Annotated in this window: 16 protein-coding genes; 4 read left to right on the plus strand and 12 right to left on the minus strand. The window is 72.2% G+C overall.

Annotated elements, in window-relative coordinates:
* The first annotated feature begins 69 nt into the window (after positions 1–69).
* On the plus strand, positions 70–585 hold the full coding sequence (locus tag ACFY0F_RS03710; protein ID WP_388788301.1) for a sensor histidine kinase: 516 nt from the start codon (positions 70–72) through the stop codon (positions 583–585).
* Here the strand turns inward: ACFY0F_RS03710 and ACFY0F_RS03715 are convergent.
* Entirely contained in the window at positions 531–1,139 is a 609-nt protein-coding gene (locus tag ACFY0F_RS03715; protein ID WP_388788303.1) for a cation transporter, read from the minus strand. The two genes, ACFY0F_RS03710 and ACFY0F_RS03715, sit on opposite strands and share 55 nt — an antisense overlap.
* 478 nt (positions 1,140–1,617) lie before the next feature.
* Between ACFY0F_RS03715 and ACFY0F_RS03720 the strand changes: the two genes are divergently transcribed.
* Both ACFY0F_RS03720 and ACFY0F_RS03725 read left to right on the plus strand, forming a co-directional pair.
* The gene (locus ACFY0F_RS03720) at positions 1,618–3,267 is read left to right on the plus strand and encodes a DUF6895 family protein (protein ID WP_388788306.1); all 1,650 of its coding nucleotides are present in this window, start codon (positions 1,618–1,620) and stop codon (positions 3,265–3,267) included.
* A gap of 51 nt (positions 3,268–3,318) precedes the next feature.
* Positions 3,319–3,513: a hypothetical protein gene (locus ACFY0F_RS03725; RefSeq protein WP_388788309.1), complete on the plus strand. Its 195-nt coding sequence runs from the start codon at positions 3,319–3,321 to the stop codon at positions 3,511–3,513.
* 3 nt (positions 3,514–3,516) lie between these two features.
* On the opposite strand, the gene ACFY0F_RS03730 is transcribed toward ACFY0F_RS03725, so the two are convergent.
* The 8 genes from ACFY0F_RS03730 to ACFY0F_RS03765 all read right to left on the minus strand — a co-directional run bounded on the left by ACFY0F_RS03730 (position 3,517) and on the right by ACFY0F_RS03765 (position 15,192).
* Positions 3,517–4,035, minus strand: coding sequence for a DUF4240 domain-containing protein (locus ACFY0F_RS03730; RefSeq protein WP_388788312.1), 519 nt, complete (start codon positions 4,033–4,035; stop codon positions 3,517–3,519).
* 56 nt (positions 4,036–4,091) lie between these two features.
* Complete coding sequence (locus ACFY0F_RS03735; protein WP_388788315.1) at positions 4,092–5,069, minus strand: helix-turn-helix transcriptional regulator; 978 nt, start codon at positions 5,067–5,069, stop codon at positions 4,092–4,094.
* Positions 5,070–5,146: 77 nt separating this feature from the next.
* Positions 5,147–7,858: a pyruvate dehydrogenase (acetyl-transferring), homodimeric type gene (aceE, locus tag ACFY0F_RS03740; RefSeq protein WP_388788318.1), complete on the minus strand. Its 2,712-nt coding sequence runs from the start codon at positions 7,856–7,858 to the stop codon at positions 5,147–5,149.
* A 288-nt stretch (positions 7,859–8,146) separates the two neighbouring features.
* A complete protein-coding gene (locus ACFY0F_RS03745; protein ID WP_388788320.1) occupies positions 8,147–8,770 on the minus strand; it encodes a GntR family transcriptional regulator in 624 nt (207 codons plus the stop codon).
* 178 nt (positions 8,771–8,948) lie between these two features.
* The gene (gene sucB, locus ACFY0F_RS03750) at positions 8,949–10,802 is read right to left on the minus strand and encodes a 2-oxoglutarate dehydrogenase, E2 component, dihydrolipoamide succinyltransferase (protein ID WP_388788323.1); all 1,854 of its coding nucleotides are present in this window, start codon (positions 10,800–10,802) and stop codon (positions 8,949–8,951) included.
* Positions 10,803–10,875: 73 nt separating this feature from the next.
* Entirely contained in the window at positions 10,876–12,264 is a 1,389-nt protein-coding gene (lpdA, locus tag ACFY0F_RS03755; RefSeq protein WP_388788325.1) for a dihydrolipoyl dehydrogenase, read from the minus strand.
* A gap of 307 nt (positions 12,265–12,571) precedes the next feature.
* Positions 12,572–14,119, minus strand: a complete 1,548-nt coding sequence (locus ACFY0F_RS03760) for a leucyl aminopeptidase (RefSeq protein ID WP_388788328.1) — start codon at positions 14,117–14,119, stop codon at positions 12,572–12,574.
* Between the two features lie 287 nt (positions 14,120–14,406).
* Positions 14,407–15,192, minus strand: a complete 786-nt coding sequence (locus ACFY0F_RS03765; protein WP_388788331.1) for an adenosylcobinamide-GDP ribazoletransferase — start codon at positions 15,190–15,192, stop codon at positions 14,407–14,409.
* Positions 15,193–15,273: 81 nt separating this feature from the next.
* Here ACFY0F_RS03765 and ACFY0F_RS03770 point away from each other — a divergent pair, with 81 nt between their 5' ends.
* Positions 15,274–16,041 carry a hypothetical protein gene (locus ACFY0F_RS03770; protein ID WP_388788334.1) on the plus strand — a complete coding sequence of 256 codons (768 nt, stop codon included), beginning with the start codon at positions 15,274–15,276 and terminating at the stop codon, positions 16,039–16,041.
* Here ACFY0F_RS03770 and ACFY0F_RS03775 read toward each other — a convergent pair.
* The 3 genes from ACFY0F_RS03775 to cobT form a co-directional block, all read right to left on the minus strand.
* Positions 15,942–16,697, minus strand: a complete 756-nt coding sequence (locus ACFY0F_RS03775) for a hypothetical protein (protein ID WP_388788336.1) — start codon at positions 16,695–16,697, stop codon at positions 15,942–15,944. The two genes, ACFY0F_RS03770 and ACFY0F_RS03775, sit on opposite strands and share 100 nt — an antisense overlap.
* Positions 16,694–18,667 (minus strand): phosphatidylglycerol lysyltransferase domain-containing protein, encoded by a 1,974-nt coding sequence (locus tag ACFY0F_RS03780; protein ID WP_388788340.1) that lies wholly within the window; start codon positions 18,665–18,667, stop codon positions 16,694–16,696. Before ACFY0F_RS03780 ends, ACFY0F_RS03775 begins: the two co-directional genes overlap by 4 nt.
* Positions 18,668–18,735: 68 nt before the next feature.
* Positions 18,736–19,914, minus strand: coding sequence for a nicotinate-nucleotide--dimethylbenzimidazole phosphoribosyltransferase (gene cobT / locus ACFY0F_RS03785; RefSeq protein ID WP_388788343.1), 1,179 nt, complete (start codon positions 19,912–19,914; stop codon positions 18,736–18,738).
* Positions 19,915–19,983 lie beyond the last annotated feature (69 nt).

The following is a 19,983-nucleotide window of genomic DNA, read 5'->3' on the forward strand; positions in this document are numbered from 1 at the left end:
CCATCCCGGCGGTCCGGTTCCACGGACCGCCGAACTCGCAAGCCCCGTCCACTGTTCGGAGACACCCTGATGCGTGCCCTGCCCCGTCGTGCCCTGCTCGCCCTCGACATCACAGGCGCTCCCGTAGGCCGCGTGTGGGCGATCCCCGGCGCCCTGGAACAGGTCATCGACAACCTCCTCGCCAACGCCCTGCGCGTCTCCCCGCCCAGCACCACCATCACCCTCCACCGCACCCCCGGTACCCGACTCGACGTCATCGACCAGGGCCCCGGCATGAACGAAGCCGACCGGGCCCGTGCCTTCGACCGCTTCTGGCGCGCCTCCGGCACCCACCACGACGGCACCGGCCTGGGCCTGCCCATCGTCCGCCACCTCGTCGACGCCTCCGGCGGCACCGTCACCCTCCACCCCGCACCCGGCACCGGCCTCGACGCCCGCGTCGAACTGCGCCCCGGCACCGGCCTCGACGCCCGCGTCGAACTGCGCCGCGCCACCGCGTCCCCGCGCGGACCCGGTCCCACGGCCGGCGGTCATCGCTCGTCCGGCGGGCCGAAGAAGATCTCCTTGACCTCGCGCAGAGCGTAGGAGACCAGCACGAACCCGGCGGCCGGGTCGGCCCACCACAGGCCGGCGAGAGAATTCAGCACCAGGCCGAGCAGCACGGCGGCGGCCAGCAGGCCGTCGATCAGGGTGACCCGGCCCTCGGTCTCCAGCACCGGGTTGCCCAGGGCGGCACCGGTGCGTGCCTTGCCGGCGGCGAGCGCGAACATCACCGCGGCCGTCACCGCCGTCCAGCCGATCCCCAAGGAGGAGTGGCGGGGCCGAAAACCACTGGCCAGGACCCAGGTGGACTGCCCCAGCAGGTACACCGCCAGCAGCGCGAAGCCGACCCCGATCAGCTTCAGTGCGCGGCGCCGGCGGTCCTCGCCGCTGCCGGACAGCTCCCAGATCACGACGGTGGAAGCACCGATCTCGATCAGGGAGTCCAGCCCGAACCCCGCCAGCGCCACGGACCTCGCCGAGAGTGCGGCGACGGCCAGCACCCCGATGCCGATCACGTTCCAGCCGAGGGTGACGTACTCCAGGGCGAGACCACGACGGACGAGCCTGCGCCGGGCGGTGTCATCAATGCTGGTCACCGCGAGATCCTCGCAGAGCTCCCGGCCGGCCGGGAAGTTGCGGCGTCCTTGAGATCCGTCAGGAATTCCAGCAAACCGGCCGTTAATTGTGACTGTATGAGTTACTTCTCGCATATTTCGCTGTCATGGTGAACGAGCGGATAGTGAACGGGAAATGCTGGTCTCTCCCACAGGAGGTTCGCCATGTCCTGTCCACCATCGGTAGATGCGCGCAAAGCGCTGGAATTCCTCAGAACCAGCGGTCTGGTCGATCTCAGTGTTCCCCTGGAGCGCGTGGTCGGCCAGGTCAGCCAACTCGAGGAGGTGGCCGGTTACGTGCTGGCCTGGGAACGCTACGTCCTGGTCGTCGCCAACGAAGTAGCGGACTCCGTCTCGTCCGCGGACAACTGATCCGCTGAATCGCACATCAAGGTGACTGCCGGGAGGATCGATGACGGAAACACAACAACCCGGCGTCCGGTCATCTCGAAGGCGCGCGGTGGAGGACCGGGCTGTCGCCTGGCTCGCTGCGCGCCGGGCCATGCTCGTCCCACGGCACGACCGGCCGGACACCGTCCTGTTCACCCGTAAGGCCCTGATCGAGACGGCGTTCCTCGTCGGGTTGCGCGCCCGACTCGACCACGCACCCCTCGACGGTGACTACGCCGCCATCCTCCAGCAGGTCGCGGACCTCGCCGGCAGGCCCTCGTACCGCGAGATGGTGGCACGCGACGAGAAGGCTCTGCTGCTGTACGCGGGAACGTACGCCGCACTGCGGCTGTGCGGCCATGAGGACCCGGAATTCCGGCGCATCATCCAGCAGGCCGCGCAAGGTGGATACGCGGCGGCGTTCGAGCGGATCCCGTACCGCCAACTGGACCTGCTCCACACCCTTTATCTGTGCGGTATCGAACACGACCTGCCGGCCATGGACACGGTTCTGCCGTTCACTCTCCTCTGCCAGAACCCGAACGTCCTCAAACTGGCCGACCGCGACGTCTACGCCCTCACCCACACCGTTTTCTACGCCACCGACTTCGGCCGACGCGAGCCCGTATGGCCCCGCGGCCACAGCACCGGCACAGCCGTGGAAATCCTCGAAGCGCTTCTCGTCCTGGCCGAAGCCCGCGCGAACGCCGACCTGGTCGGAGAGCTCCTGTGCTGCCTTTACTGCCTCGGTGTCGAGGACTCCGAAGCAGCGGACCGGGCCTGGGCCTTCCTCACGTCCGTTCAGGAAGAAAACGGACGGGTCAACGGTCCCGACGGCGTCGTCCACCCCCGTATGGACCAAGGGGACGAGGACTTCCGGCACTGGGCGGAGGGCTACCACACCACCATCGTCACCGCCCTCGCCGGCCTGCTCAGGCGGACCCCGGGGCGGCTCGGCACGCCACGCCCGCACCCGCCGGCCGCACAAGTCCCCCTGGAGAAGCCGCTGCGGCGCGCCGTGGTGTGGCTGTGCGAGCAGAGCCTGGAACAGGAGCCGCGCGTCGGCCTTGCCGGAGTCGCGGCGGCCGCCATCGGGGCCGCCGCGATCCGGGAGCCCCACCTCGCCGGACCGGCCCTCCGGCACTACGCGGCACTTCTCGCCGACGCGCCCCATGCTCTGTGGCAGGAACAGGGCATGGAAGTCGCCGGAGAGTTCGCCCTGGCCCTGCGCGCGGCCGGAACCCGCTGCCCGTCCCTGGACGACTTCCTCAAGGCCACGGCCGACGCCATCGGCTCGCTGCCCACCGTCCCCGCCGATGCCGCCGACGGTGTCCAACGGCTGGTCGGCCTCGGCCTTCTCAGCCCGTCGACCGCCCCGGCCGTTCCCCGGCAGCCCACGCCCCACGAGCGGTGCGTTTACCCTCCGGAGGCCGCCATCGCCCTGCGCGAAGCCATGGAGACCTACCATCTGGGCCGGCTCGCGGCCACCCTCCGCACCCTCGGCCGAACCGGATGGTGGCAGCACCGCATCACCCGGGACGCCCTCACCTTCCTCCTGGCCCAGCAGAACACCACCGGCGCGTTCGGCCATCCCGCCGCCGACGACCAACTGGCCCGCGCACAGGCCCAGTACTCCTGGACCCGCAGCGTGGTGACAGCCCTCGCGTCCGTCCGAGACGCCCTCACAGGTTCCTCCCAGCCGGCTCACCGATCCCCCTGAGCGGGCCGCCCTAGCGTCAGGGGCACGCACTGACAGAAGGTGGGGATCAAGATGAGCACCGAGACGAAGAAGAGTGCCTGGACCGTCGTCTGCGCCGTCGCCACGGTCGTCCTCGGGCCGGCCGCCGTCACCGCCTCCGCGCTCGACCAGGCCAACAAGGCGCCGATGCACCACGCGGTGCGGGCCGAGCAGGCGCAGGCGTACATCCCGTCGGACAGCACCGGCCGCCGCCGCGCCGACGTGTGAGGCTCATTCCCTGAAGCGGGCCCACAGACGGGGGTAGCGCTCGGCGAGCGCCCCCTCGTCCTCGAAGTCCAGCGGTGTGCCCACCGGCTCCGCCGGTGCCGGGGCGATGCCCAGGTCCGGTGCCACCGTGCCGGTGAGCTGCTCGTACGCCTCGTCCGCCGCGTAGCCCAGTTCCTCGCCGTCGCCGTCGATCTCCTCGTCGAAGTCGTCCAGCAGCTCGGCCAGCGAGTCCGGGGCGTGCACCGCGCCCTCGTAGACCGCGCGGCCCTGGCCGATCAGCCAGCAGCGGAAGAAGTCGAAGGCGTCGTCGCTGGCCCCGTCGAGGAGCACCCAGGCGGCGCCCCACAGGTCCCACGTGTACGCGCGGTTGTAGCGCGCCTCGAAGTGACGGGCGAAGTCCAGGACCATCTCCGGGTCCAGCGTCAGGAGCCGGTCCACCAGCAGGTCCGCCTGCTCCTCGGGGTCGCCCTCGGCGGCGTCACGGGTGGCGTCCACCAGCTCCCAGAACTCCATCTCGTCCATCACGGCTCCAGCATCGGCCCTCCGGCACGGGGACGCACGCGGAGTGCGGTGGATCGCTACGGACAGGAGTACAGCGCGGCCAGCCGCCTCGCGTCCAGCGCGAAACGCGCCCGCAGTGCCTCGGGCGCCAGCACCTCCGCCTCCGGGCCGAGCGCGGTGAGCTGGGCGTGCGCCACCCCCTCGGACTCCACCCGCAGGGTCAGGGTCACCCGTCCGTCGCCGTCCGCGGCGCCCGCCGCCCGTACGGCGTCCCGCACGGACACCGGGTCGACCGCGTACGGCAGCCTCCGCATCCCCTCCGCGGACAGCCGGACCGTCACCTCGGTCCGCAGGATGGAGCGGGCGAACCTCTCCGCGTGTTCGGCCCAGTGACCGGGCAGGTCGAAGTCCTCGTCCCGGTCGAAACGGGTCCGCGAGGGCTCGGCGGCGGTGAAGCGGTCCATGCGGTACGTGCGGAAGGCGCCGGCCTCGGGGACCCGCGCGCACAGGTACCAGACGCCCGCCTTCAGCACCAGCCCGTACGGCTCCAGCGTCCGCTCCACCTCCGTGCCGTCCCGCCGGTAGCGCGCCGTCACACGGCGGTCGTCCCACACCGCCTCGGCGAACACGGGCAGCAGCGCCGGTGTCTCCGGCTCGCGGAACCAGGCCGGCGCGTCCAGGTGGAAGCGCTGGGCCGCCGTGCGCGGCGCGTCCCGCAGGGAGGGCAGCAGGGCCGCCGACACCTTCAGCCGGGCCGCCGAGGCCACGTCCTCCAGGCCCATCTGTCTGAGCGCCCCCGGTACGCCGGACAGGAACAGCGCCTCCGCCTCGGTCCGGGCCAGGCCCGTCAGCCGGGTCCGGTAGCCGCCGATCAGCCGGTAGCCCCCGGCCCGGCCCCGGTCGGCGTACACCGGCACCCCCGCCTCCGACAGCGCCTGCGCGTCCCGTGTGACCGTCCGCTCCGACACCTCCAGCTCACGCGCGAGTTCGGCGGCGGTCATGGCGGGGCGGGACTGGAGCAGGAGCACCATCTTGATCAGGCGGGCGGCGCGCATGCGTTCATCATGCCGGGGAGCACTGACAGCGGGAGGGGCACGGCGACCACGCCGTGCCCCTCCCGTCCAGCGACGACCTACAGGCCGTACTTCTCCCGCGCTTCCTTCACCGCCGTCGCCTTGACCTCGCCGCGCTTCGCGAGCTGGGCGAGGGCCGCGACGACGATCGACTCCGCGTCGACGCCGAAGTGGCGGCGGGCCGCCTCACGGGTGTCCGAGAGGCCGAAGCCGTCGGCGCCCAGCGAGGACCAGTCCTGGTCGACCCACTGCGCGATCTGGTCGGGGACCTGGCGCATGTAGTCGGAGACCGCGAGCACCGGGCCCTCGGCGCCCTGCAGCGCCTGGCGGACGTACGGCACCCGCTCCTCGCCGCGCAGCAGGGCCGCGTCGGCCTCCAGGGCGTCGCGGCGCAGCTCCGTCCAGGAGGTGGCCGACCAGACGTCGGCGGCCACGCCCCAGTCCTCGGCGAGCAGCGCCTGCGCCTTCAGCGTCCAGTGGATCGCCGTGCCGGAGCCCAGCAGCTGGATGCGCGGGGCGTTGGCGGCGGGGGTGATGCCCGCCGACTCCGCCGTGTTGAAGCGGTACAGGCCCTTGACGATGCCCTCGTCGACGCCGGGGACCGACGGCTTGGCCGGCTGCGGCAGGGGCTCGTTGTAGACGGTCAGGTAGTAGAAGACGTTCGGGTCCTCGCCCGGGGCCGCCTCGCCGTACATCCGGCGCAGACCGTCCTTCACGATCGCCGCGACCTCGTACGCGAACGCCGGGTCGTACGTCAGCGCCGCCGGGTTCGTCGCCGCGATCACCGGGGAGTGGCCGTCGGCGTGCTGCAGGCCCTCGCCGGTCAGCGTGGTGCGGCCCGCGGTCGCGCCGACGAGGAAGCCGCGGCCGAGCTGGTCGCCGAGCTGCCACATCTGGTCGGCGGTGCGCTGCCAGCCGAACATCGAGTAGAAGATGTAGAACGGGATCATCGCCTCGCCGTGCGTCGCGTACGACGTGGAAGCGGCGATGAAGTCGGCCATCGAACCGGCCTCGGTGATCCCCTCGTTGAGGATCTGGCCGTTCTGGGCCTCCTTGTAGTACATCAGCTGGTCGCGGTCGACCGGCTCGTACGTCTGGCCCTTCGGCGAGTAGATGCCGAGGGACGGGAAGAGGCTCTCCATGCCGAAGGTGCGCGCCTCGTCGGGGACGATCGGCACCCAGCGCTTACCGGTCTCCTTGTCGCGGACCAGGTCCTTGACCAGGCGGACGAAGGCCATGGTGGTGGCCACGTTCTGGGAGCCGGAGCCCTTGTCGAAGGAGGCGAAGGCCTTCTCCGCGGGGGCGGGCAGCGGCGCGAGCGGGTGGACGCGGCGGGCCGGGGCCGGACCGCCGAGGGCCGCGCGGCGCTCCTGGAGGTAGCGGACCTCGGGGGAGTCGGCGCCGGGGTGGCCGTAGGGGACCACTCCGTCGGTGAAGTCGCTGTCCTTGATCGGCAGGTCGAGCAGGTCGCGCATCGCCTTGAACTCGTCCACCGTCAGCTTCTTCATCTGGTGGTTGGCGTTCTTCGACGCGAAGCCCTCACCGAGGGTGTGGCCCTTGACCGTCTGGGCCAGGATCACGGTCGGCGCGCCCTTGTGCTCGACGGCCGCCTTGTACGCGGCGTAGACCTTGCGGGCCTCGTGACCGCCGCGCGAGAGGTGGAAGCACTCGAGGATCTTGTCGTCGCTCAGCAGCTTCGCCATCTCGACGAGCGCCGGGTCCTTGCCGAAGAAGTCCTCGCGGATGTAGGCCGCGTCCCGCGTCTGGTACGTCTGCACCTGGGCGTCCGGCACCTCGCGCAGCCGTCGTACGAGCGCGCCCGTGGTGTCGAGCTGGAGCAGCTCGTCCCACGCCGAGCCCCACAGGGTCTTGATCACGTTCCAGCCGGCGCCGCGGAACTGGGCCTCCAGCTCCTGCACGATCTTGAAGTTGGCGCGGACCGGACCGTCGAGGCGCTGCAGGTTGCAGTTGATGACGAAGGTGAGGTTGTCGAGGCCCTCACGGGAGGCCAGCGCGAGCGCCGCCGTGGACTCCGGCTCGTCCATCTCGCCGTCGCCGAGGAAGGCCCAGACGTGGGACGAGGAGACGTCCTTGATGCCGCGCGCCGTCAGATAGCGGTTGAAGCGGGCCTGGTAGATGGCGGAGAGCGGGCCGAGGCCCATGCTCACCGTCGGGAACTCCCACAGCCAGGGCAGGCGTCGCGGGTGCGGGTACGACGGGAGGCCGTTGCCGCCGGCCTCCTGACGGAAGTTGTCCAGGTGCTGCTCGGTCAGCCGGCCGTCGAGGAAGGCGCGGGCGTAGATACCGGGGGAGGCGTGGCCCTGGATGTAGAGCTGGTCGCCCGAGCCGGCGGCGTCGCCGGACTCCTTGCCCTTGAAGAAGTGGTTGAAGCCGGTCTCGTACAGCCAGGCCGCCGAGGCGAAGGTGGCGATGTGGCCGCCGACGCCGTGCTTGCTGCCCCGGGTCACCATGGCGGCCGCGTTCCAGCGGTTCCATGCGGTGATCCGGGACTCCATCGCCTCGTCACCGGGGACGGCCGGTTCGGCCGCGGTCGGGATGGTGTTGACGTAGTCGGTCTCGAGGAGCTTCGGCAGCGCGACACCGCCCGCCTCGGCACGCTCCAGCGTGCGCCGCATCAGGTACGCGGCGCGGTGCGGCCCGGCCTCCCTGGCCACGGCGTCCAGGGAGGCCTGCCACTCGGCGGTCTCCTCCGGGTCGCGGTCCGGGAGCTGGTCGAGCGCGCTCGGCTGGATGGCGTGGGGGTCGGTCATGTCGCCGCCTTCCTCAGTCGAAGGGGGTTCCCTCATCGGTGAAGGGTTCGGGGGTGCCCTTGGTCTTTGGCAGGACAGGGCTAAAGGACTTCGGGGGTGGAAGCCCGTCGAGGACTGTAACTCCCTGATCGATGATCGATCAAAGGGTTGAGTGGCAAAACCTCTTGATTACGAGAAAGTCGGCACGGGGTGCCTTCCACGGGGGCACCGAGTGTCGCCGCCGGATGGCGTTTTCGCAGGTGAGCGCAGGGATGCTCGACTGCGGTCCAAGCGATGCCCGACTGCGGTTCAGGCGCGCGGAGCACAGCCCAGCACGTGGGCCTTCACCAGCTCCGCGATCCGCGGGTCCCGGCGCTTGAAGGCCTGCACCAGCTCCTCGTGCTCCTCCGCGTACGACTGCTGGACCGTGCCCAGCCAGCGGATGGAGAGGGCGGTGAACACCTCGATGCCGAGGCCCTCCCAGGTGTGCAGCAGTACCGAGTTGCCCGCCGCGCGGACCAACTCGCGGTGGAAGCCCACCGTGTGGCGGACCTGGCCCGTGCCGTCGGCGTCGCGGTCGGCGTCGTAGAGCGCGATGACATGCGGCTCCAGGGCGGAGCAGTCCTCGGCGAGCCGGCCGGCCGCCAGTTCCGCCGCTATGGCCTCCAGCCCGGCCCGGACCGGGTAGCTCTCCTCCAGGTCGGCCGCGGTCAGATTGCGCACCCGTACGCCCTTGTTCGGCGCGGACTCGATCAGGCGCAGCGATTCCAGTTCCCGCAGGGCCTCCCGTACGGGGGTCTGGCTGACCTCCAGCTCGGTGGCGATCCGCCGCTCGACGATCCGCTCGCCCGGCTGCCAGCGCCCGCTGACGATCCCCTCCACGATGTGCTCGCGGATCTGCTCGCGCAGCGAGTGGACGACGGGCGCGGTCATGGGGGCTCCTTAGGGAGGGCTGACGTTTAGACAATACGGCCGGTTCGCTCCGCGGGTGGGGCGCATGGGGGCGCTTTTGCGCAGGTGAGACGAGCCTTACACGGTGAGCACCCCGACAAACACGAACACCCCGCCCGGGAAGACCCGGACGGGGTGCCGCACTGCCTGATCAGGAGAGTCAGAGGCCGAGCTCGACCTCGAACTCGCCCGCCTCCAGGATCGCCTTGACCGCCGTCAGGTAGCGGGCGGCGTCGGCGCCGTCCACCAGGCGGTGGTCGTAGGAGAGGGTCAGGTACGTCATGTCGCGGACACCGATGACCGTGCCCTCCTCGGTCTCGATGACGGCCGGACGCTTGACCGTGGCACCGATGCCGAGGATCGCCACCTGGCCCGGCGGCACGATGATCGTGTCGAACAGCGCGCCACGGGAGCCGGTGTTGGAGATGGTGAAGGTCGCGCCGGACAGCTCGTCCGGGGTGATCTTGTTGGCGCGGACCTTGCCCGCCAGCTCCGCCGTGGCCTTGGCGATGCCGGCGATGTTGAGGTCGCCCGCGTGCTTGATGACCGGGGTCATCAGGCCCTTCTCGGAGTCCACCGCGATTCCGACGTTCTCGGAGTCGAAGTAGGTGATCGTGCCCTCGGCCTCGTTGATCTTGGCGTTGATGACCGGGTGGGCCTTCAGCGCCTGCGCCGCGGCCTTGACGAAGAACGGCATCGGGGAGAGCTTGACGCCCTCGCGGGCCGCGAAGGAGTCCTTCGCCTTGGCGCGCAGCTTCATCAGGCGGGTGACGTCGACCTCGACGACCGAGGACAACTGGGCCTGCTCGTGCAGGGCCTTGACCATGTTGTCGCCGATGACCTTGCGGATCCGCGGCATCTTCACGGTCTGACCGCGCAGCGGGGAGGCCTCGAGCGCCGGGGCCTTCTTGGCCGGAGCGGCGGCAGCGGCCGGAGCCGGGGCAGCGGCGGCGGCCTTCGCGGCCTCGGCGGCGGTGATGACGTCCTGCTTGCGGATGCGGCCGCCGACGCCCGTGCCCTTGACGGTGGCCAGGTCGACGCCGTTCTCGGCGGCGAGCTTGCGCACCAGCGGGGTCACGTAGGCGCCCTCGTCGGTCGCCTGGGTGGCGGTCGGCGCGGTGGGCGCGGTGGCCGGGGTCACCGGAGCCGGAGCCGGAGCCGGGGCGGGAGCGGGCGCCGGAGCGGAGGGCACCGGCTCGGGGGCCGGGGTGGTCTCCTGCTGCGGGGCCGGAGCCGTGGGCGCCTGCGGGGCCGGGGCGGCCGGAGCGGGCGCGGGCGCCGGAGCGGCGGGAGCGGGCGCCGGGGCCTCGGCGGCGGGCGCCGGGGCCGGGGCGGCCGGAGCCGGAGCGGCGGCCGGGGCAGCACCCGGGGCACCGATGACGGCGAGCTTGGCGCCGACCTCGGCGGTCTCGTCCTCACCGACCACGATCTCCAGCAGCACACCGGAGGTGGGCGCCGGGATCTCGGTGTCGACCTTGTCCGTGGAGACCTCGAGCAGCGGCTCGTCGGCCTCGACGGACTCGCCGACCTCCTTCAGCCAGCGGGTGACGGTGCCCTCGGTGACCGACTCACCGAGCGCGGGCAGGACCACGTCCGTGCCCTCGGCGCCGGAGGTACCGGCGGTGGCCTCGGCGGTCGGAGCCGGAGCCGGGGCGGCCTGCTCGGTCGAGGGGGCGGCCGGGGTCTGCGCGGCCGGGGCGGCCGTGGGGGTCGGCGCCGGCTCGGCGACCGGGGCGGACTCGGCGGCCGGGGCCGGAGCGGCAGCGGGGGCGCCGGTGCCGTCGTCGATGACGGCCAGCTCGGCGCCGACCTCGACGGTCTCGTCCTCGGCGACCTTGATGGAGGCCAGCACACCGGCGGCGGGCGAGGGGATCTCGGTGTCGACCTTGTCGGTCGAGACCTCGAGCAGCGGCTCGTCGGCCTCGACGCGTTCGCCCTCGGCCTTCAGCCAGCGGGTGACAGTGCCCTCGGTGACGCTCTCACCGAGCGCCGGAAGGGTTACGGAAACCGCCATGGTTTCGGTTGCTCCTAACGAATTGCGGAAGTCTGTGTCGTCGCGAGTTGTCGCGCGCCCGTTGACCGAAGGCTCAGTCGTGGGAGTGGAGGGGCTTGCCGGCCAGGGCCAGGTGGGCCTCGCCGAGCGCCTCGTTCTGCGTCGGGTGGGCGTGGATGAGCTGGGCCACCTCGGCCGGCAGCGCCTCCCAGTTGTAGATCAGCTGGGCCTCGCCGACCTGCTCGCCCATGCGGTCGCCGACCATGTGGACGCCGACCACGGCACCGTCCTTCACCTGGACGAGCTTGATCTCGCCCGAGGTGTTCAGGATCTTGCTCCGGCCGTTGCCCGCCAGGTTGTACTTCAGAGCGACGACCTTGTCCGCGCCGTAGATCTCCTTGGCCTTGGCCTCGGTGATGCCGACGGAGGCGACCTCGGGGTGGCAGTAGGTCACCCGCGGGACACCGTCGTAGTCGATCGGGACGGTCTTCAGACCGGCCAGACGCTCCGCCACCAGGATGCCCTCGGCGAAGCCGACGTGCGCGAGCTGGAGCGTCGGGACCAGGTCGCCGACGGCGGAGATGGTCGGGACGTTCGTCCGCATGTACTCGTCGACCAGGACGTAGCCGCGGTCCATGGCGACACCCTGCTCCTCGTAGCCCAGGCCCTGCGAGACCGGGCCGCGGCCGACGGCGACGAGGAGGATCTCCGCCTCGAACTCCTTGCCGTCGGCGAGGGTGACCTTGACGCCGTCCTGGGTGTACTCGGCCTTCTGGAAGAAGGTGCCCAGGTTGAACTTGATGCCGCGCTTGCGGAACGCGCGCTCGAGGAGCTTGGAGGAGTTCTCGTCCTCGACCGGGACGAGGTGCTTCAGGCCCTCGATGACCGTGACGTCCGAGCCGAAGGACTTCCACGCCGAGGCGAACTCGACGCCGATGACACCGCCGCCCAGGATGATCGCGGACTTCGGCACGCGGTCCAGGACGAGGGCGTGGTCGGAGGAGATGATGCGGTCGCCGTCGATCTCCAGGCCCGGCAGCGACTTCGGCACGGAGCCGGTCGCCAGCAGGACGTGCCGGCCCTGGACGCGCTGACCGTTCACGTCGACGGAGGTCGGGGAGGACAGCCGGCCCTCACCCTCGATGTAGGTCACCTTGCGGGAGGCGACGAGGCCCTGGAGGCCCTTGTACAGGCCGGAGATCACGCCGTCCTTGTACTTGTGCACCCCGGCGATGTCGATGCCCTCGAGGGTGGCCTTGACGCCGAACTGCTCGCTCTCGCGGGCCTGGTCGGCGATCTCGCCCGCGTGCAGCAGGGCCTTGGTGGGGATGCAGCCCCGGTGCAGGCAGGTGCCGCCGACCTTGTCCTTCTCGATCAGGGCGACGTCCAGGCCCAGCTGCGCTCCGCGCAGGGCCGCGGCGTAACCACCGCTACCACCGCCGAGGATCACTAGGTCGAAAACGGTGCTGGCGTCGTTCGCCACGTCACGTCCTCCATGCATGTGCGCCACGCCGGTCGTCGGTGACCGGTCGGCGGCTGGTGTCCGGCCGCTCTTCTTCGGCCCTGTGGTGGGGGCCCTGTCCTGCCGAGCCCCATCTTCGCACTTGTCAGTCCTGTCCGAGACGCGGGGCCGGTGTGTGAGACGCCCCACGTTCAGATGTGCAGGGGGCTCAAGGTGGCCCACCCAGGGGCGCGGGGCTGTGTCGACACGCGGCTCCGCCGCGTGGGCGCGACCAGCTCCCACGCGACGCAGCCGCCGTACCGCGGACGAACCGAGCTGTGAAGCGAACTCAGCCGAGGTCGCCGGAAGCCGTCAGCTCGGCAAGCCGCACCAGCGTGCGCACACCCGAGCCCGTACCGCCCTTGGGCGTGTACCCGAAGGGCCCCTGCTCGTTGAAGGCCGGGCCGGCGATGTCGAGGTGGGCCCAGGTGATGCCCTCGCCGACGAACTCGCGCAGGAACAGACCGGCGACCAGGCCGCCGCCCATCCGCTCGCCCATGTTGGCGATGTCGGCGGTGGGGGAGTCCATGCCCTTGCGCAGGTGCTCCGGCAGCGGCATCGGCCAGGACGCCTCGCCGACCTCCTCGGCGGCCTCGACGATCGCCGTGCGGAACGCGTCGTCGTTGGCCATGACGCCGAAGGTGCGGCTGCCCAGCGCCAGCACCATCGCACCGGTCAGCGTCGCCACGTCGACGATCGCGTCGGGCTTCTCCAACGAGGCCGCCCACAGGGCGTCCGCGAGGACCAGGCGGCCCTCGGCGTCGGTGTTGAGGACCTCGACGGTCTTGCCGCTGTACATGCGCAGCACGTCACCGGGGCGGACCGCGGTGCCCGACGGCATGTTCTCGGCGAGCGCCAGCCAGCCGGTGACGTTGACCTCCAGGCCCAGCCGGGCGGCGGCGACGACGGCGGCGAACACGGCGGCGGCGCCGCTCATGTCGCACTTCATCGTCTCGTTGTGACCGGCGGGCTTGAGCGAGATGCCGCCCGAGTCGTACGTGATGCCCTTGCCGACGAGGGCCAGGTGCTTCTTCGCCTTCGAGGACGTGTACGACAGCTTCACCAGGCGCGGCGCGGCCGCCGAGCCGCCGCCGACGCCGAGGATGCCGCCGTAGCCGCCCTTGGTCAGGGCCTTCTCGTCGAGCACCTGCACCTTGAGGCCGTGCTCCTTGGCCGCCGCCACGGCGACCTGGGCGAACGCCTCGGGGGTGAGGTCGTTCGGCGGCATGTTGATCAGGTCGCGGGCCCGGTTGAGCTCCTCGGCGACGGCGGCGGCACGCGCCACGGCGCCCTTGTGGGCCGCGTCCCGCGGCTTGCCGCCGAGCAGCGTGGCCTCGGCGAGGGGGCCCTTGCCGTTCTTCGCCTTCGACGACCGGTCGGCCTTGCCGTTGTCCTTGTAGGCGTCGAAGGAGTACGCGCCGAGCAGCACGCCCTCCGCGATCGCGCCGATGTCGCCGGCGTCGCCGACGGGCAGCGCGAAGGCGGCCTTCTTCGCACCGCCGAGGGCGCGCGCGGCCACACCGGCGGCCCGGCGCAGGGTCTCGGCGTCGTACCAGTCGTCCTTGTCCGGCGCCGCCCCCAGGCCCACCGCCACGACGAGCGGCGTCTTGAAGCCGGCCGGGGCGGGCAGCTTCGTCAGCTCGCCCTCGGCACCCGAGGCACCGAGGGTGTCCAGGACGTCGGCGAGCCTGCCGTCGTACGCCTTGTCCACGGCCTCGGCGCCCGGCGCGACGACGAGGTCCGCAGACTTGGGCGCAGTGCCCTTGGCGACACCGATCACGATCGCGTCGGCCCGCAGGCCGGGCACCGCGGCGGTGCTGAGAGTGAGAGCAGTCACGGTGGTGAAATCTCGCTTCCGATATGTAAGTTCTGTGGCCGATGCGGGTGGGTCGACCGGGCCCGGGGAGCGACCGCCCTGGCACCGAGCTGGGGAGGCGCGTTGCGACCGGGGCCTTCACCCTGTCGGCGAACACCCGGGACGAGCCTACGCGCGTCGTCGCGTTCGCTCATTCCTGCGGGGTGTACACGGCCCGGTCCCCCCGGGTTTACCACACGGGCGTCGACGGCATCGCCTCGCGGGCGGTCCGCCCTCGGCCGGGGGCGCGGCCGGGAACTGACCGTCGATCAGCGGCCCAGGGCGAGGACGACGAGCGCCGTTGTCGCCGCGGTCTCCGCCAGTGCCCCGAACACGTCGCCGGTGACTCCGCCCAAGCGGCGTGTGCAGTGCCGGAGCAGGAGTTCGGCGACCGCGACGGCGCCTGTCACGGCGAGCGCGGCGCGGGCGATGCCGTAGCCGTCGAGGAGGGCGCCCGCCGTTCCGGCCAGCGTGACGACACCGGCCGCGACGGCCAGGGCGCCACCGGTCGGCACCACCCCGGCGACCGCGGCCCCGAGCCCCTCCGGCCGGGCCGCCGGCACCCCGTGGCGGGCGGCGAGGGTCAGCGCCAGCCGGGCCGCCGTGGCCGAGACGACGGCGGCGAGCGCACCCCGCGCCCACGAGCCGCCGTAGGCCTGGGCGAGCGCGGCCACCTGGGCCAGGAGCACGAAGACCAGCGTGAGCACGCCGAACGGCCCGATGTCCGACTGCTTCATGATCCGCAGCGCGTCCTCGGCGGGCTTGCCGCTGCCCAGCCCGTCCGCGGTGTCGGCCAGCCCGTCGAGATGCAGGCCCCGGGTGAGCGCGGCGGGTACGGCGGCGGTGGCGACGGCGGCGAGCAGCGGGCCCGCGCCGAGGAGGAGCAGCAGCACACCGAGCGCGGCCGCGCACACGCCGACCACCAGGCCGGCCAGCGGGGCGCACACCATGCCGCCGCGCGCCGCCTCCCGGTCCCAGCGGGTCACCCGGACCGGGAGCACGGTGAGGGTGCCGAAGGCGAAGCGCAGGCCGTCCGGCCAGGGGGTCTTGAGCACCGGCGCAGGCTACCCGGCACTCGGACGGGCCGGTACGGCCGCTCCCGCGGCCGGGCACGCCCCCGGGGCTAAAGTGCGCATATGGGACATTGGTGGTACCGGAACATCATCGAGCCGGGCAAGCTCCCGCTGCTCCTCGCCCTCGGCGCCTTCGTCCTGACCTTCGTGGTCACCCGCGTGATCACCCGCCTGATCCGGGCGGGCAAGGGGCCGTTCGGCAATGTCACGGGGGCGGGCGGGCTGCACATCCACCATGTGGTCCCCGGGGTCGTCCTCACCGTCGTCGGCGGTTTCGGGCTGGCCGCCAGCGAGCGGCACACCTTCGGTGAAGGGCTCTTCGCCGTCGTCTTCGGCGTCGGCGCGGGACTCGTCCTCGACGAGTTCGCGCTGATCCTGCACCTCCATGACGTCTACTGGTCCGAGGACGGCCGCAAGAGTGTCGAGGTCGTCGTCCTCACCGCCGCCCTCGTCGGCCTGATCCTCGTCGGCTTCTCCCCGTTCGGCGTCAACGACCTCAGTCAGGGCGAACTCCAGGACCGCGGCACCGTCATCTCCACCGTGGCCGGAAACTTCCTTCTCTCCCTCGTCGCCCTGACCAAGGGCAAGCTCCGCACCGCCGTCTTCGGCGTGATCGTCCCGGTCGTCGCCCTGGTCGGCGCGGTACGCCTGGCCCGGCCCGGCTCCTACTGGGCCCGCCGCCTGTACCACCGCCGACCGCGGGCGCGTGCCCGCTCGGTACTGCGGGACTATCACCACGACCGGCGCTGGCTGCGCCCGGGTCTCGCCTTCCAGGACTGGATCGGCGGCAGGCCGGACCCGACGCCGTCGAGGGTGCCCGACCGGCGCTGACCCTCCCGCAGGGTCTCCGCCGCGCACAGCAGTCCCACGCCCGCCAGGGCCGCCAGGTGTTCCTTGCCCGCCAGGTTCTCCTTCACCAGGACCTCCGCCAGCATCGCGGCGGCCACGCCGCCCGCCGTGACGTACGCGCCGTAGCGCCACCCCAGGTACACGGCGACGCCCACCACGGCCGCCGACGGGCCGGTGTCCACGACCTGGGCGTCGGTGGGGGGCAGGCCCAGCAGGTGGTGCGGGCCCAGCGCGATGCCGACGCGCGCGTACAGCGTGCCGGCGAGGGTGGCCACGTACGCGATGGCCAGCGTCAGCCGCCGGCCCAGACAGATCTCGGCGAGGCCGAACACGCACAGGATCTGGACGAGCGCGCCCCACACCGGCAGGTCCGGCGCCGGCACGAACAAGGAGAGCGGAGTGCGCAGCAGCGCCAGCCACACGGGGTCCGCCGCCCGCACGGCCCCCACGGCCTGTATCGGCCGACAGCCCCAGGGCTGGTTCTGCACCAGCTGCACCGCCGCCGTCAGGCACACCGCCCCGACCGTCATCGGAACCGCCCGCAGGCGCCCCTTCAGCAGCGGCCCGCGCACGGTGGCGTACAGCAGCCCCCATTCGACGCGGGCCCAGCGGGCGAGCCGACGGGCGAGCGGGTTCATCTGCGGCCCTCCAAGTGCTTCCGGTGTAACCACTTGGGCAAACCCGGCGCCGTGGGGCCTGTCGTCGGATTCCCGCCTGCCCGGCGGCGCCTGGCACGCGCGCTCGCGGCGTTGCCGAACCGCCCACGTGGCTCCGCCACGAGGGCGCTCCGGCGCCTTGCGATCACACGCGCCAGGCGCCGCCGGGCCCGCCCTTCGGGCGGACGACGGGAATCCGACGACAGGCCCCCCAGGAACCCCTCCGCCCGCGCCGACGCGAGGCCGATGCGCAGCAGGTCCGCGCTCTTCTCGAAGAGCAGGAACCGGGGCTCCCAGATGGGCCGGTACTTCGCGTTGGCGCGGTACAGCGACTCGATCTGCCACCAGCGGGAGAAGAAGCTGAGCAGCGACCGCCACAGCCTCAGCACCGGCCCGGCGCCGAGGCGTGCGCCACGTTCAAAGACGGATCGGAACATGGCGAAGTTGAGTGAGACCTGGGTGATCCCGATCTCGGCGGCCCGGCGCAGGAGTTCGATGACCATGAACTCCATCAGTCCGTTGTCCGAGTCCCGGTCGCGCCGCATGAGGTCCAGGGACAGGCCGTGCGGCCCCCACGGGACGAAGGACAGCATCGCCCGCAACTCGCCCCGCGCGTCCGCGCACTCGAGCATCACGCACTGCCCGTCACCGGGGTCGCCGAGCCGCCCCAGCGCCATGCTGAACCCGCGCTCGGTCGCCCCGTCGCGCCAGTCGTCCGCCCGCTGCAGCAGGTACGCCATGCCGTCGGCCGGGATGTCCTCGTGCCGCCGGATACGCACCGTGTACCCGGCCCGCCGCACCCGGTTGTACGCCTGCCGGACGGTCCGCATGGCCCGCCCCTCCAGGGTGAAGTCGGCGACCTCCACGATCGCCTCGTCGCCGAGCTCCAGCGCGTCGAGACCGTGCCGCGCGTACACGGTGCCCGCCTCCTCGCCGGCCCCCATCACGGCCGGGATCCAGCCGTGCTCACGCGCCTGGGCCAGCCACGGCACGATCGCGCCCGGCCAGGCCTCCGGGTCGCCGATCGGATCCCCGGAGGCCAGGGAGACCCCGCCCACCACCCGGTAGGCCACCGCCGCCTTACCGGTCGGCGACCACACCACGCTCTTCTCCCGGCGCAGCGCGAAGTAGCCGAGCGAGTCCCGCTCGCCGTGCCGGTCCAGCAGTGCCCGCAGCCGCTTCTCGTCGTCCTCGGTGAGCGGGTCCACGGCACGCCGCGAGCGGAAGGCGGCGTAGAGCACGGCCAGGACGAGGAGGGTGCTCATCACGTTGATGACGACGTTGACCCAGTTCGGGGAGGTGATCCCCGGGAACCGCGCCTCGTCGGCGGCGACCGAGATCAGGCGCAGCGTGCCGTAGTGCCAGCGCTCGGCGAACGTCGAACGCCCCGCGTCCGGGGCCTGGTTGGTGACCGTGACCAGCAGCGCGGCCAGCACCGAGGCGACGACCCCGCCCCCGACCGCGACCGTGACGGCCAGCTTGGGGTTGGACCGGTCGCCCTTGGCGTAGAACTCCCGGCGGCCCACCAGCAGCGCGCCGACGAAGGCGGCCGACAGGAACAGGGAGATCCAGTTCTGCGCGTACCGCTGGATCTCCGGGAACGCCATGGCGAACGCGAACAGGGCCAGGAACAGGCCGCTGAGCACCAGGTTCAGGATCCACGCGGCCCGCTTGCGGCGGCGCATGGTGATCGCCAGGAAGGTGGTGAACACGCCCGAGGCGAAGCCGGCCGTCAGCAGGTACGGCGTGAACAGGTTCTCCTGGTTGTGCCGCCGCACGTCCTGGCCCAGGGAGACCCAGACGGCGCTGAGGAAGTTGACGAAGGCGACCGCGCGCAGATACCAGACGGCGAGGGCGGCGGCCCGCCGGGACGCCCCGGTGGACCGCCGCCCGTTCTCACCAGGTCGGTCCGGGGTGGCCTGCCGGTCCGCGGCAATTCGGGCATCTCCCATGATGGAGGATCATATGGGTGCCGCCACGGCGAACCATGTCTTTTCCGGTCGGGCCACCCTCCCGCCGGTCACTCCGCCTGCTCGGGCCCGGCCTCGACCTGTCCGGTCCCGGCCTGTCCGGCCTCGACCTGCCCGGCTCCGGGCTCGTCGGACTCCTTCGCCTCGACCTCCTCGGGCTCCTTCTCCTCCGGCTTCTCCTCGGGCTCCCGCGCGGGAAGCTCCGCCGCCAGCGCGGCCGCCGCCTGGACCAGCGGCAGGGCGAGCAGCGCCCCCGCCCCCTCCCCGACGGTCAGCCCCTGCTCCAGCAGCGGCTCCAGCGCCATCCGGTCCAACGCCTTCGCCTGCCCGGGCTCCCCGCTGTCGTGCCCGGCCAGCCACCAGTCCGGCGCCCGGAAGGCGACCCGCTGCGCGACCAGCGCGCTCGCGGCCGCCACCACCCCGTCCAGGATCACCGGCAGCTTGCGCACCGCGGCCTGCAGCAGGAACCCGGTCATCGCCGCGAGATCGGCACCGCCCACCGTCGCCAGCAGCTGCAACTGGTCGCCGAGCACCGGCCGCGCCCGCCGCAGCGCGTCCCGGATGGCGGCGCACTTGCGCATCCAGGCCAGGTCGTCGATCGGCTCGCCGCCGCGCCCGGTCACCACCGAGGCGTCCGTCCCGCACAGCGCGGCCACCAGCACCGAGGCCGCCGTGGTCCCGCCGACGCTCACATCGCCGAGTGCCACCAGATCGGTACCGGAGTCGGCCTCCTCGTCGGCCACGGCGACACCCGCGCGGAAGGCGGCCTCGGCCTCCTCCAGGGTCAGCGCGTCCTCGACGTCGATGCGTCCGCTGCCGCGCCGCACCCGGTGCCGTACGACCTCCGCCGGCAGCGACCCGGGATCGCAGTCCAGCGCCATGTCCACCACCCGCACCGGCACCCCGAGCCTGCGGGCCAGCACCGACGCCGGGCTCGCGCCCTCCAGGACGGCGCGGACCAGCCGGTCGGCACTGCCCGCGGGCCGGGCGGAGACGCCCAGCGCGGCGATGCCGTGGTCACCGGCGAAGAGCACGACCCGCGGCCGTTCGACCGGCCGGACCGGTACGGCACCCTGTGCGGCGGCCAGCCACTCGCCCAGGTCGTCGAGGCGGCCCAGGGACCCGGGCGGCACGATCCGGCTTTCCCGGCGGGCCTCGGCGTCACGGCGCACGCCCCCGTCCGGACGCTCGATCAGATCGGTGAAGTCGTCGAGATTAAGCGAGCTCATTCGCCGAACAGTACCGGCAGCGATCGAACGGTTCCGCGCCACATCGCCACCACACCCGCGCGATGTCTT

Origin of the sequence: Streptomyces sp. NPDC001544, assembly GCF_042894285.1 — a bacterium.
Classification (GTDB): domain Bacteria; phylum Actinomycetota; class Actinomycetes; order Streptomycetales; family Streptomycetaceae; genus Streptomyces.

Excerpts from the sequence above, each read along its gene's own strand:
- ACFY0F_RS03710 (WP_388788301.1), top strand. The coding sequence starts at position 70 with ATGCGTGCCCTGCCCCGTCGTGCCCTGCTCGCCCTCGACATCACAGGC.
- ACFY0F_RS03725 (WP_388788309.1), top strand. The coding sequence starts at position 3,319 with ATGAGCACCGAGACGAAGAAGAGTGCCTGGACCGTCGTCTGCGCCGTC.
- ACFY0F_RS03730 (WP_388788312.1), bottom strand. The coding sequence starts at position 4,035 with ATGGACGAGATGGAGTTCTGGGAGCTGGTGGACGCCACCCGTGACGCC.
- ACFY0F_RS03735 (WP_388788315.1), bottom strand. The coding sequence starts at position 5,069 with ATGCGCGCCGCCCGCCTGATCAAGATGGTGCTCCTGCTCCAGTCCCGC.
- aceE (WP_388788318.1), bottom strand. The coding sequence starts at position 7,858 with ATGACCGACCCCCACGCCATCCAGCCGAGCGCGCTCGACCAGCTCCCG.
- ACFY0F_RS03745 (WP_388788320.1), bottom strand. The coding sequence starts at position 8,770 with ATGACCGCGCCCGTCGTCCACTCGCTGCGCGAGCAGATCCGCGAGCAC.
- sucB (WP_388788323.1), bottom strand. The coding sequence starts at position 10,802 with ATGGCGGTTTCCGTAACCCTTCCGGCGCTCGGTGAGAGCGTCACCGAG.
- ACFY0F_RS03770 (WP_388788334.1), top strand. The coding sequence starts at position 15,274 with ATGGGACATTGGTGGTACCGGAACATCATCGAGCCGGGCAAGCTCCCG.
- ACFY0F_RS03775 (WP_388788336.1), bottom strand. The coding sequence starts at position 16,697 with ATGAACCCGCTCGCCCGTCGGCTCGCCCGCTGGGCCCGCGTCGAATGG.
- ACFY0F_RS03780 (WP_388788340.1), bottom strand. The coding sequence starts at position 18,667 with ATGGGAGATGCCCGAATTGCCGCGGACCGGCAGGCCACCCCGGACCGA.
- cobT (WP_388788343.1), bottom strand. The coding sequence starts at position 19,914 with ATGAGCTCGCTTAATCTCGACGACTTCACCGATCTGATCGAGCGTCCG.